The organism is Uruburuella suis (assembly GCF_022870845.1).
Lineage (GTDB): Bacteria > Pseudomonadota > Gammaproteobacteria > Burkholderiales > Neisseriaceae > Neisseria > Neisseria suis.
In genome coordinates this window covers 556,692-569,373 of record NZ_CP091507.1, presented here as the reverse complement: position 1 = coordinate 569,373, position 12,682 = coordinate 556,692, and the positions used below count along the sequence as shown (strand labels likewise).

12 protein-coding genes are annotated in these 12,682 nt (G+C 53.8%); 10 read left to right on the top strand and 2 right to left on the bottom strand.

The window, feature by feature from the left end; genetic code table 11:
- Positions 1 to 174: 174 nt before the first annotated feature.
- Positions 175 to 411: a hypothetical protein gene (locus tag LVJ78_RS02545; RefSeq protein ID WP_132953346.1), complete on the bottom strand. Its 237-nt coding sequence runs from the start codon at positions 409 to 411 to the stop codon at positions 175 to 177.
- 22 nt (positions 412 to 433) lie between these two features.
- Between LVJ78_RS02545 and rimP the strand changes: the two genes are divergently transcribed.
- The 3 genes from rimP to infB are packed head-to-tail and all read left to right on the top strand — an operon-like array spanning position 434 to position 5,182.
- On the top strand, positions 434 to 874 hold the full coding sequence (rimP, locus tag LVJ78_RS02540) for a ribosome maturation factor RimP (protein WP_132953344.1): 441 nt from the start codon (positions 434 to 436) through the stop codon (positions 872 to 874).
- Between the two features lie 23 nt (positions 875 to 897).
- Positions 898 to 2,394 carry a transcription termination factor NusA gene (gene nusA / locus LVJ78_RS02535; protein WP_132953342.1) on the top strand — a complete coding sequence of 499 codons (1,497 nt, stop codon included), beginning with the start codon at positions 898 to 900 and terminating at the stop codon, positions 2,392 to 2,394.
- 13 nt (positions 2,395 to 2,407) lie between these two features.
- Positions 2,408 to 5,182, top strand: coding sequence for a translation initiation factor IF-2 (gene infB / locus LVJ78_RS02530; protein ID WP_132953340.1), 2,775 nt, complete (start codon positions 2,408 to 2,410; stop codon positions 5,180 to 5,182).
- Positions 5,183 to 5,433: 251 nt separating this feature from the next.
- On the opposite strand, the gene LVJ78_RS02525 is transcribed toward infB, so the two are convergent.
- Entirely contained in the window at positions 5,434 to 6,198 is a 765-nt protein-coding gene (locus LVJ78_RS02525; protein WP_244802560.1) for an IS5 family transposase, read from the bottom strand.
- 545 nt (positions 6,199 to 6,743) lie between these two features.
- Between LVJ78_RS02525 and LVJ78_RS02520 the strand changes: the two genes are divergently transcribed.
- The 7 genes from LVJ78_RS02520 to rpsO all read left to right on the top strand — a co-directional run bounded on the left by LVJ78_RS02520 (position 6,744) and on the right by rpsO (position 12,502).
- Positions 6,744 to 8,192 (top strand): sugar porter family MFS transporter, encoded by a 1,449-nt coding sequence (locus tag LVJ78_RS02520; RefSeq protein ID WP_132954780.1) that lies wholly within the window; start codon positions 6,744 to 6,746, stop codon positions 8,190 to 8,192.
- Entirely contained in the window at positions 8,189 to 9,070 is an 882-nt protein-coding gene (locus LVJ78_RS02515) for a carbohydrate kinase family protein (protein ID WP_132954779.1), read from the top strand. Before LVJ78_RS02520 ends, LVJ78_RS02515 begins: the two co-directional genes overlap by 4 nt.
- A gap of 138 nt (positions 9,071 to 9,208) precedes the next feature.
- On the top strand, positions 9,209 to 9,580 hold the full coding sequence (gene rbfA / locus LVJ78_RS02510; RefSeq protein ID WP_132954778.1) for a 30S ribosome-binding factor RbfA: 372 nt from the start codon (positions 9,209 to 9,211) through the stop codon (positions 9,578 to 9,580).
- A gap of 3 nt (positions 9,581 to 9,583) precedes the next feature.
- Positions 9,584 to 10,447, top strand: coding sequence for a hypothetical protein (locus LVJ78_RS02505; protein WP_132954777.1), 864 nt, complete (start codon positions 9,584 to 9,586; stop codon positions 10,445 to 10,447).
- A 51-nt stretch (positions 10,448 to 10,498) separates the two neighbouring features.
- Positions 10,499 to 11,038: an STM3941 family protein gene (locus tag LVJ78_RS02500; RefSeq protein ID WP_132954776.1), complete on the top strand. Its 540-nt coding sequence runs from the start codon at positions 10,499 to 10,501 to the stop codon at positions 11,036 to 11,038.
- Positions 11,035 to 11,949: a tRNA pseudouridine(55) synthase TruB gene (gene truB, locus LVJ78_RS02495; protein WP_132954775.1), complete on the top strand. Its 915-nt coding sequence runs from the start codon at positions 11,035 to 11,037 to the stop codon at positions 11,947 to 11,949. Before LVJ78_RS02500 ends, truB begins: the two co-directional genes overlap by 4 nt.
- Before the next feature lie 283 nt (positions 11,950 to 12,232).
- Entirely contained in the window at positions 12,233 to 12,502 is a 270-nt protein-coding gene (gene rpsO, locus LVJ78_RS02490; RefSeq protein ID WP_132954774.1) for a 30S ribosomal protein S15, read from the top strand.
- Positions 12,503 to 12,682: the final 180 nt, after the last annotated feature.

Sequence of the window (12,682 nt, the reverse complement as noted above, 5' to 3'; positions counted from 1 at the left end):
ATACTGAATTAGCGGCTGATTCTAGACCGCGCCAAGCCTTTCCGCAAGCCATCAGGCAAAATATTTCAGACGGCCTGCATAAGCGCAATCTAGTGAAAACCCAAAAAAAATACAGAAACACCGCTGATAAAAATAACAATTCACCAAATTGAAAATTCAAAAAAGATAAAATCACTATTTTTCAATTGAAAACCAGAATGCGGCATACTGCCGCCAACGCCATACCCTACCGAAGAGGCCGTCTGAAAAACAAAACCACAGGCGGCCAAGCCCGCAACCATAGGCCCGAATGCCGCCCACAGCGCCGATTAAGCCGCATAAACGCCTGCATGCAAAAACTTTTCTTTTACGGATAAACCAGTTATAATTAAGAAATTTTTCAATTTCCAAGAAAAATGGCCACAGGGCCATTTTTTTGTTTCCGTGGAGTAAAATGGATATTCAAACCATACTGGACAAAACCCTGCCGGGCCTGGGCTACGAGCTCGTGGATTTCGAGCTCACCGCCCAAGGCGATTTGCGCGTGTTTATCGACAAGCCCGACGGCATCACCGTGGAAGACTGCGCCACCGTGAGCAACCACTTGAGCCGCCTCTTTATGGTGGAAGATGTAGATTACAAGCGCCTGGAAATCTCCAGCCCCGGCCTGGATCGGCCGCTGAAAAAAGCCGCCGATTTCGCCCGCTTTGCCGGCGAGCAGGCCAAAATCAAAACCCGCCTGCCGATTGAAGGCCAGAAAAACTTCATCGGCCGCATTGAAGGTTGCAGCAACGATATCGTGCGCATCAGCTTCGACGGCAAAAGCGCCGACATCGAATTGAGCAATATCGATAAAGCGCGCCTGAAGCCCGAATTCAAATTCAATAAAGATTAATAAGTTAACGGAGAATCCTGACCATGAGTCGTGAACTGCTGCAACTGGCCGAAGCCCTGGCCAGCGAAAAAAATGTGGATGCCGAAGTGGTATTCAGCGCGCTCGAATTTGCGCTGAGCACCGCTGCGAAGAAAAAAACCGGCCGCGAGCATATGGATGTGCGCGTGGAAATCGATCGCGACAGCGGCGAATACCGCACCTTCCGCCGCTGGCTGATTGTGGTTGATGAAGACTACACCTACCCCGATGTAGAAAAAACCATCGAAGAAATTCAAGAAGAAATTCCCGGCACCACTATCCAAGTCGGCGAATATTACGAAGAGCAGCTCGAAAACGAAGGCTTCGGCCGCCAAGCCGCACAAACCGCCAAGCAGCTGATTTTGCAGCGCATCCGCGATGCCGAGCGCGAGCAGATTCTGGATGATTTCCTGCAACGCAAAGAAGACATCGTGATGGGCACCGTCAAGCGCGTGGAACGCCACGGCACCATTATCGAAATCGGCAAGCTCGATGCCTTGCTGCCGCGCGATCAAATGATTCCGCGCGAAAACTTCCGTAACGGCGACCGCGTGCGCGCGCTCTTTTTGCGTGTGGATGAAATCGGCAACACCGGCCGCAAACAAGTGGTGCTCAGCCGCACCTCGCACGATTTTCTGGTGAAGCTGTTTGAAATGGAAGTGCCCGAAATCGAAGACGGCCTGCTCGAAATCCGCGAAGCCGCCCGCGATCCGGGCCAGCGTGCCAAAATCGCCGTGAAATCCAACGACACCCGCATCGACCCGCAAGGCACCTGCATCGGCGTGCGCGGCTCACGCGTGAATGCGGTAACCAACGAATTATCCGGCGAGCGCATCGATGTGGTGCTGTGGTCTCCCGAAACCGCCCAATTCGTCATCAACGCGCTCTCACCCGCTGCGGTGAGCCGCATTCTGATTGACGAAGACAAACACGCCGTTGATGTAATTGTGGCGGAAGACCAATTGGCGCTGGCTATCGGCCGCGGCGGCCAAAACGTGCGCCTAGCCGCCGACCTGACCGGCTGGCAGCTCAACATCATGACGGTTGAAGAGGCCGAAGAGCGCCACGCCGCCGAAGATGCCGCCATCCGCAACCTTTTCATCGAGCACTTGAATGTGGATGAAGAAACCGCCGATGTGCTGTTGCAGGAAGGCTTTGCCACCTTGGAAGAAGTGGCTTATGTGCCGGCCAGCGAATTGCTCGAAATCGAGGGCTTTGACGAAGCCAGCGTTGAAGCTTTGCGCAACCGCGCCCGCGATGCCATTCTCACCTTGGCCATCGCATCCGAAGAAAAACTGGAAGATGTTGCCGAAGACATGAAAAACCTCGACGGCATCGATCAGGAAATGCTGCGCGATTTGGCGCAGGCCGGCATCACCACCCGTGATGACTTGGCCGAATTATCAGTGGACGAATTGATTGAAATCACCGGCGTTAGCGACGAAGAGGCCAAAAAAGTGATTTTGGCCGCACGCGCACACTGGTTCACAGAAGAAAACTAATTGGGGGTAAAGCATGAGTAACAACACCGTAGAACAATTTGCCGCCGAACTGAGACGACCCGTTGCCGACCTGCTCAAACAATTGCAGGAAGCCGGCGTATCGAAAACATCCGGCAGCGACAGCATCACGTCTGACGACAAAAAACTGTTGCTGGCTTATTTGAAAAAATCACACGGCAGCGAGAGCGGCACCATCAGCATCGGCCGCAAAAAAGCCGAAGTAAGCACCGTGGCCGGCGTGCAGGTGGAAACCCGCCGCCGCGCCCGCACCGTGGTGGTGCCCAGCACCGATGCGCTGGCCGCAGAAGCTAAGGCCAAAGCCGAGCAGGAAGCCGCCGAAAAAGCCGCAGCCGAAGCCGCCGAGCGCGCACGCGCCGAGCAGGAAGCCGCCGCCAAAGCAGCCGCTGAGGCCGTCAAAGCCGAAGCTGAAGCCGCCGCATCGCAAAGCGCCGCGCAGCCCGAAGCCGCAGCCGAAAAGCCGTCTGAAGCGCCCAAGGCCGCTCCGAAAGCGGAAGCCGCTCCGAAAAAACCGGCACCGCAAGCCGCCGCACCCACGCCGGTGGTGAACGCTGCCGAGCAAGCGCTGCGCGATGAAGAAGCCCGCCGCGCCGCTGCGCTGCGCGCCCATCAGGAAGCTTTGCTCAAAGAGAAGCAAGACCGTCAGGCGCGCCGCGAAGCTGTGAAGCTGCAAGCGCAGCAAGAAGCCCAAGCCGCCAAAGAAGCCAAAAACAGCGAAGCACCGCGCTCGGCCAAGCCCAGCGAGAAAAAACCGCTGGCCGCCACCGGCACCGGCTCAGCCGCTGCGGCCAATGCCGGCAATAATGCCGCACCCGCTCCGGCTCGCGCCAAAAAACCCGAGCGCAGCAGCCGCGATGATGCCGCAGGCAACAAACAGCCGCGCGGCGGCAAAGGCAAAGGGCGCGAGCGCACGGGCGGCCGCGATGACGACCGCTCACGCGGCGGCAAAAAAGGCAAAAAACAGCTCAAGCTCGAGCCGAACCAACACGCTTTCCAAGCGCCCACCGAGCCTGTGGTGCACGAAGTTTTGGTGCCCGAAACCATTACCGTGGCCGAATTGGCACACAAAATGGCGGTGAAAGCAGTTGAAGTCATCAAAGTGCTGATGAAAATGGGCATGATGGTTACCATCAACCAAGCGCTCGACCAAGACACCGCCTTGATTGTGGTGGAAGAAATGGGCCATATCGGCAAAGCGGCGCAAGCCGACGATCCCGAAGCTTTCTTGTCCGACGGCGAAGCAGCCGGCGAATATGCTTTGCTGCCGCGCCCGCCCGTGGTTACGGTGATGGGTCACGTCGATCACGGTAAAACCTCGCTGCTCGACTACATCCGCCGCGCCAAAGTGGTGCAAGGCGAAGCCGGCGGCATCACCCAGCACATCGGTGCCTACCACGTAGAAACCCCGCGCGGCGTGATTACCTTCCTCGACACCCCGGGCCACGAAGCGTTTACCGCCATGCGTGCACGCGGTGCCAAAGCCACCGATATTGTGATTTTGGTTGTGGCCGCCGACGACGGCGTGATGCCGCAAACCATCGAAGCGATTGCTCACTCCAAAGCGGCCGGCGTGCCGATTGTGGTGGCTGTGAACAAAATTGATAAAGATTCGGCCAACCCCGAGCGCATCCGCCAAGAGCTGACCGCGCACGAAGTGGTGCCCGATGAATGGGGCGGCGATGTGCAGTTTGTCGATGTGTCGGCCAAAAAAGGCCTCAATATCGACGCGCTGCTCGAAGCCGTGCTGCTCGAAGCCGAAGTGCTGGAGCTGCAATCGCCGGTCGACACGCCCGCCAAAGGCATTATCGTAGAAGCCCGCCTCGACAAAGGCCGCGGCGCCGTGGCCACTTTGCTGGTGCAAAACGGCACGCTGCGCAAGGGCGACATGCTGCTTGCCGGCACCGCATTCGGCAAAATCCGCGCCATGATGGATGAAAACGGCAAACCGATTGATGAAGCCGGCCCCTCTATTCCGGTAGAAATCCTCGGCCTCTCCGATGTGCCCAATGCCGGCGAAGATGCCATGGTGATGGCCGACGAGAAGAAAGCGCGCGAAATCGCTCTCTTCCGCCAAGGCAAATACCGTGATGTGCGCCTGGCCAAGCAGCAGGCGGCCAAGCTGGAAAACATGTTCAACAACATGGGCGAAAACCAAGCACAATCGCTTTCCGTTATCATCAAGGCCGACGTACAAGGCTCTTATGAAGCATTGGCCGGCAGCCTGAAAAAACTCTCCACCGACGAAGTGAAAGTCAACGTGCTGCACAGCGGCGTGGGCGGCATCACCGAATCTGATGTGAACCTGGCTATCGCCTCGGGCGCATTTATCATCGGCTTTAACGTGCGCGCCGACGGCTCCGCCCGCAAGCTGGCCGAAGCCGAAGATGTGGAAATCCGCTACTACAACATCATCTACGATGCCATCGATGATGTGAAAGCGGCCATGAGCGGCATGCTGGCGCCGGAAGAGAAAGAAAACATCATCGGCACGGTGGAAATCCGCCAGGTGATCAGCGTATCGAAAGTGGGCAACATCGCCGGCTGTATGGTCACCGACGGCATGGTGAAACGCGATTCGCACATCCGCCTGATCCGCAACAACGTGGTGATTCACACCGGCGAGCTCGCTTCGCTCAAGCGTTATAAAGACGATGTGAAAGAAGTGAAAATGGGCTTCGAATGCGGCCTGATGTTGAAAAACTACAACGAAATCGTGGAAGGCGACCAACTGGAAGTGTTTGAAATTGTAGAAGTGGCGCGTTCGCTGTAAATCTGCTTGTTATGCATCAAAGGCCGTCTGAAAAAGTTTTCAGACGGCCTTTTTAAATCCAAATGCTTAGGGTCTGTTCACATTTCATCACGCGGCAATATTTTGGCTCAAAAACGCGCCTGCTGCGTTGAAAATGCTCGCAAGGTGTTCAACCTTGCTGTGCTTTTCGCCTTGCAGCCACGCTTTTGCGCTCAATATCTTACTCGCGAATGAATTGTGAACAGCCCCTAGGGTCTGTTCACAATTACTTGTCATAAAGGTAGCCACATCACAATGCATCCCAATAAAACCGTGCTGTGGAAGTTGCGCTTTAGCTTATCGTAGCGGCTGGCAATCGCTCGGAAATGTTTCAGACGACAAAAAGTATTCTCCACCAAGTGCCTGATTTTATAAAGATACCAGTCCATGTCTTTATTTTTCTCTTCCCTGTCTTTTCTATAGGGAATATTGGCTTTCGCGCCACTTTCCTCTATCTGTTCCCTGAGTCGGTCTGAATCATAGCCCTTATCCGCATTCACAAGCTCAGTTCCGGCAAGATCGATGTTATCAAGCAATTCCGGCGCAACGCTGATATCGTTGATATTGCCCGCAGTAATGATAATCTCAACCGGATTGCCTGAGACGTCTACCGCCAGATGAATCTTGCTGGTCATCCCGCCCCGGCTCATACCGATTGCGTGTTCCTCTTCTTCGCTGAGCCATGAGGCGCCGGCTGAATGTTGATGCGCCCGAACATAGCTGCCATCTATGGCTACCCATTCCAAATCACAGTCTTGGCTGAGCTTTTTTAAGGCTTCGGCAAAAATACCTTTTGCCGACCAACGGTTATAAGCCGTGTAAACGGTATGGTGTTTGCCGAAATACTCGGGCAGATCGCGCCAAGGGATGCCGGTTCTGACTCTGTATAGGATGCCTTCGAAAATCAGGCGTAGATTGGGTTTGCAATAAACACCCAAATCACGCAGAATGGGCAACAGCTTCGTCCAGTATTCATCTTTGAGTAGTGTGCGGGGCATGGCAGGTGTATTAGGGTTGTGTGAGAGCTCCCTTTTTACACCTGCTTTCCTTTTTATTCAATGTTATGACAAGTAATTGTGAACAGACCCTAGCAAGCTGCCGCCGTGCATCCCGCACCCAACAAAAATGCGCATGTAGGATAATTCAATTTTGCAACCAAACCAAACAGAAACGCGCAGAAAGCCAGCACCAACTCAATATAAAAAAGCTGAATCACAGGTTTTCCTGAATTTTAATTTCTATATACATAATCAGATTTTCAAGTTTTTCAGGCCGTCTGAAAACATAAGTTTATTTTTCCAATTTATATACCTCATACCCTTCTTGAAGGTTTATCAAATTAAACGATAAACATCAATTAGATAGAAACACCCTCGCCCCCCCCCCAACAGCGGCCGCTTTTTTGCCGTGCATCAAATTTCTTCCACATCTCGCAAACAAACAGTTGCCAGCTTATTTTGTTTTCATAATAATGCGCTTAACAAAATCGTTTAGTTTTATTACAGCCCTTTGCGGCAAGGTATAAATCTGAATATAAGGCCGTCTGAAGCACTTTCTCACACCTCATGATGAAACCGTGCAGCCGCGCTTTGCGCCTGCTGCTGAAAACAAGCCGTTTGAAAGCGGCACTCCTCAACTCAGCATAATTAAAGGACGCTTCATGAACCAGCATAAACTTCTTTTCTGGTCGATTACGGTTGCCTTGGCCGGTTTTTTGTTCGGCTTTGACACCGTTGTCATTTCAGGTGCCGATCAGGCTTTGCAGGAAATGTGGCAGAGCTCCAGCCTGTTTCACGGCGTGGTGGTGATGTCGTCGGCATTGTGGGGTACGGTCATCGGTGCGCTTTTCGGCAGCATTCCCACTGACCGCCTCGGCCGCAAGAAAACGCTGATTTTAATCGGTTTTCTCTATATCATCGGCGCGGCCGGCTCGGCGCTGGTTTCCGACCCGTGGCTGTTTGCCGCTTTCCGTTTTTTGGGCGGGCTGGGTGTGGGCGCTTCGACCATTGCCGCGCCGGCCTATGTGTCTGAAATAGCGCCGCCCGACAAACGCGGCCGCTTGGTGGCGATGTATCAATTCAATATCGTGTTCGGCATTTTGATGGCTTATTTGTCGAATTTTATGTTTACCAGTCTCGATTTGGGCGCCAACACTTGGCGCTGGATGCTGGGCATACAGGTGCTGCCGGCCATCATCTACACCTTAATGGTGTTGACCGTGCCGATGTCGCCGCGCTGGCTGATGATGAAAGGCCGCTATGAAGAAGCGCGCGCGGTGTTGAAGCAGATTAATCCCGATGCCGATTTTGAAGAGCTGGCAGCCGCAGCCAAAGCCGATAGCGCGCACAAAAAAGAAAGCATGTGGCTGAAAAAATACCGCACGCCGGTGTTGCTCGCTTTTCTGATTGCCTTTTTCAACCAAGTGTCGGGCATCAATGCTTTTCTGTATTACGCTCCGCGCATTTTTGAAATTGCCGGTTTGGAAAAAAGCGCCGCCATGCTCAGCAGCGTGGGCATCGGCATTGTGAACCTGATTTTCACTTTTGTGGGCTTGGCTCTAATCGACAAATTCGGCCGCCGCCAATTGATGTATATCGGCTCGTTTGGCTATATTATTTCTTTGGGCTTGGTATCGCTGGCCTTTTTCATGCACTGGCAAGGCATGGCGGTGCCGCTGTTTTTCTTCCTCTTTATCGCGGCGCACGCCATCGGCCAGGGCACGGTGATTTGGGTGTTTATTTCCGAAATTTTCCCCGGCCACCTGCGCGCACAAGGCCAATCGCTCGGCAGCTCCACCCACTGGGTGCTGGCCGCCGCCATTCCCGCCGCCATTCCGTTTTTGTTTGACAGCATAGGCGCGGCATGGGTGTTTGTCGTGTTTACCGCGATGATGGTGTTGCAGCTTTTATTCGTCATGTTTATGATGCCAGAAACCAAAGGCGTACCGCTTGAGGAATTGTCCAAATCTCTGATCAAGGAAGATACATTATGAAAGTGACCAGCTTCGGCGAAGTGTTGTGGGATGATTTTCCCGATGGCAAAGTGCTCGGCGGTGCGCCGCTGAATGTGTTGGTGCGGCTGCGCTCGCTCGGTGCGGATGCCAGCATCATCAGCCGCCGCGGCGATGATGCCGACGGCGCGGAATTGCTGCGCCAGATTGAAGAAAAAAATGTTCACAGCAACCTTTTGCAGGTAGATAAAACCCAAGCCACCAGCCTGGTAAAGGTGAAGCTTGATCGCAGCGGCAGCGCTTCTTACGACATCGTTTACCCCTGCGCGTGGGACCGCATCGAAGTGGAGCCGGCCGCCTTGGCGCGCGTGGCCGAATCGGATGCGTTTATTTTCGGCAGCCTCTCCACCCGCGATGAAGTGTCGCGTGCATCGCTGGCGCAATTGCTCGAGCAGGCCAAATTCAAAATTTTCGATGTTAACCTGCGCCCGCCGCATTACGACATTGAGCGCATTTTGGCCACCATGAAGCTGGCCGACTTGGTGAAGCTCAACGATGACGAGCTGCATGAAATCGCCAGCACGCTCGGCTCCAAATACCATTCGCTCGAGCAAAACATCCGCTTTTTGGCCGATTTGAGCGGCGCGGCCAAAATCTGCGTTACCCTCGGCAGCCACGGCGCCATGTATTATCAAGAAGGCCAGATTTACCACAACAGCGGCTTTCGCGTGAAAGTGGCCGACACCGTGGGCTCGGGCGACAGCTTTTTGGCCGGCCTCACCTACAAGCTGCTCAATGCCGCCGCGCCGCAAGAAGCACTCGCCTTTGCCTGCGCACTGGGCGCGCTGGTGGCCTCTTACCACGGTGCCACGCCCGAAATCAGCCTGCAGCAAATAGAAAGCTTTATGCATCCGGCTTGATGGCGGAGCGAATCTTTCACCACGGCATCTTTTCAGGTGCCGTTTTTTGCGTCCGTTTTCAGCTATAATGGCGGGCAATCTTCAGGCCGTCTGAACACGGTTTCAGACGGCCTCTTTAATAATGAAAAGGACACCCCCATGAGAAAACCCGCCCGCGGCTATGCCCGCGTCGACCGCGTGAAAGAACAAATCATGCGCGAGCTGGCCGAATTGGTGCGCACTGGCCTGAAAGACCCGCGCGCCGGCTTTATCACCATCAACGATGTAGAAGTGACCCGCGATTACAGCCACGCCACCGTTTACTACACCGTGCTCGACGACAAAGCCCGCGAAGTAACCGCCGAAGCGCTCGAACACGCCAAAGGCTTTTTGCGCAGCGAATTATCCAAACGCATCACCGTGTTCCGCACGCCAGAGCTGCATTTTGAATACGACGAATCGGTTGAGCGCGGCATGAGCATTTCGCAATTGATTGACGAAGTGGCCGCCGAAAAACCGGTAGACGATTAACACATGAAAAAAATCTTGTGCGCAGGCATTGTGGCAGCAGCATCGTTGAATCTCTATGCTGCGCCACTGGTATTTAATTGGCAACAACATCAGGCCGAAGTAACAGAAACCATCCAATCGGCTGACCAAACCATTAAAACCCGATACCGCATTCGGCTGCTGCCGCAACCGGACAATACTTTTTTGCTGCATACAAGCAATGCCGAAATGATGTCCATCAACGGCACACCGCCCGCCAAAGAGCTCAAAACGCTTACAGAAACACTCTATGCCCTTGCCCCTGATGTGGTGATCAGCAAAGAAGGAATGCCGCTGGATATTCCGCAATGGGATGCTTATTACCGCCTTATCAATCACTTGGGCAACAACAACCCAAATCAAACCCAAAATAGTGAGCTGGATAAAAAGCTCAACGAAGCCCTCAAACTCAAAACCATGCAAGAGCCTTGGTGTTACTGGGTTTGTTTGTGGGCGCAAGAAAACCCTGCAACATTCCCGCTCAATCAAACCGATAATGAAACATCATTCGGCCTGCCTTTAATCAGAAAAACCAATTATCAGCTTGTAAACGCGTCAAAAAACAACCTAACCTTAAAATACACCGCCACCCTTCAGCCCGCTCAAAATCTGGAGTTGGAAACGGTTATGGAAAATTTTGACCACAACCTCAAAAAAGCGCCCACACCCGCAACGCAGGCAGAATGGCAGGAAGTTAAAGGAAAAATCAGCAAAAGCACCATCATTACCGCCCAAATAAACACCCAAACCCTGCAGCCCAGCGAAGTGAAAGCAACGGAAAGCAAAACCGATGGCAATGGCAAAACAAGCACCACCACCCGTTTGTATCAGTTTCGCTGGCTGCCTTAACCCATTATTGACAACAAGCCGTCTGAAACCTTTTCAGACGGCCAATACTCCATGCCACCATTAACCATCCGCCGCAACCGTTACCGCACCGCTTTAATGGTCATCCTATCTGTACTGATGACTGTCGGCTTTCTGCACATTTTAAAGCGCCCGCATACCTACACCTTCACACTAGCGTTTGAAATGTTTGGTCTCCTATTTTTTGGGCTAATGGGCATTGGTTGGTTGTGCCAGCTCAAACGCCCCGCCGTGCTGATACTGACTTCAGAAGGCTTTTACGATTACAGCACAACACTCGCTACTGGCAGCCTGATTCCATGGGCGCATGTCCAACACATCCGCCTAGAGCCAGTTAAGGTTCACTTTCTTACCGCTTGCTGGAATATTAGCATCACACTGACCGACGAGAATGATTTTATCCGTATGCAAACACCGTGGAAACGACTCTTGCTGCGACCCGGCTATTGGCTTGGCTATTCAGCAATAATCATCCCGCTTATCGATGCGGCCTTGCCGCGACAAGAAATCGCCCAAGCCATGCAACACTACCACCACACCTATCACACCACACAAAACCGTCTGAACACATGAATCCCACCCCCCCCAAACGCCCCGTTAACGGCGTGTTGCTGCTCGACAAACCGCAAGGCATATCGAGCAACACCGCGCTGCAAAAAGCCCGCCGCCTCTACCGCGCCGAAAAAGCCGGCCACACCGGCGTGCTCGATCCGCTCGCCACCGGCTTATTGCCTGTGTGTTTCGGCGAAGCCACCAAGTTTGCCCAATACCTGCTCGATGCCGACAAAGCCTACACCGCCACGCTTAAACTCGGTGAAGCCAGCAGCACGGGCGATGCCGAGGGCGAAATCATCGCCACCGCCCGTGCCGATATTTCAGCGGCCGAGTTTCAGACGGCCTGCCAAGCGCTCACCGGTGCCATCCGCCAAGTGCCGCCGATGTTTTCCGCGCTCAAACATGAAGGCCACCCGCTCTACGAATACGCCCGCAAAGGCATCGTTATCGAACGCAAAGCGCGCGACATCACCATTTATTCGATTAATGTTGAAGCCTTCGATGCGCCGCAAGCCGTGATAAACGTGCGTTGCAGCAAAGGCACTTATATCCGCACCTTAAGCGAAGACATCGCCAAACACATCGGCACTTTCGCCCATCTCACCGCCCTGCGCCGCACCGAAACCGCTGGTTTCAACATCAGCCAAACCCACAGCCTCGAAGCGCTCGAAGCCCTCGACGAAGCTGCGCGCGATACGCTTTTACTGCCCTGCGATGTGTTGGTGCAGCACCTGCCCCGCATCACGCTGGATGATGAAAGTGTGAAAATGCTCAAATTCGGCCAGCAGCCCGAGTTTCATGCCGTTAATTTACCTGCCGGCACACCGATACGCGTGTATAGCGAAAACGGTGGATTTATTGGTTTGGCAGATTATTTGGCCGACAAAGGCCGCTTGAAAGCCGTGCGTTTGATGAACACCGCCGCATAAACCGGCAGGCCGTCTGAAAACTTGAAAGCTTTGCAAAACCAGATATTTGTCGCACCCGCGCAGGCAGGAGTGACGGCAAGGGCGTTTTGTAAAGCTTTCAACCTTTCAGACGGCCTTACCACACCCACCCGAAAAATCTCCCGCCAAACGTGCAAAACCGCCAAAGTTATGGCATAATCCGCCTTTCGCTTGATTCATCAGGCGGATTCAGGAGTTTGCACAGGTTCCGGCTTGGCAAACTTGTCCGAACCGCAAGGTTCACTTTATTTTCGGAGTTTCCAAAATGGCATTGACCGTAGAACAAAAAGCCCAAATCATCAAAGATTTCCAACGCAAAGAAGGCGACACCGGCTCTTCTGAAGTGCAAGTTGCGCTGCTCACTTTCCGCATCAACGACTTAACCCCCCACTTCAAAGCCAACGCTAAAGATCACCACAGCCGTCGCGGCCTGTTGAAAATGGTCAGCGCCCGCCGCCGCCTGCTTTCTTACCTGCGCCGCACCGACGCCGACACTTACCGCAACCTGATCACCCGTTTGGGCTTGCGCAAATAATCATTTTGATGCACAAAACGCCGCTCTCGCCGAGCGGCGTTTTTTATGCGCCCGCCGCCGCGAAGTGCTATAGTGGTTCCCAATCCGCCAAGCTACAGCCGCCAAGCAAGCACGTCCGAAGCTCTGCCCGCCGCCCATCTATGGCTGATAAACTTAATAATTGCCCTGCAATCCATGCTG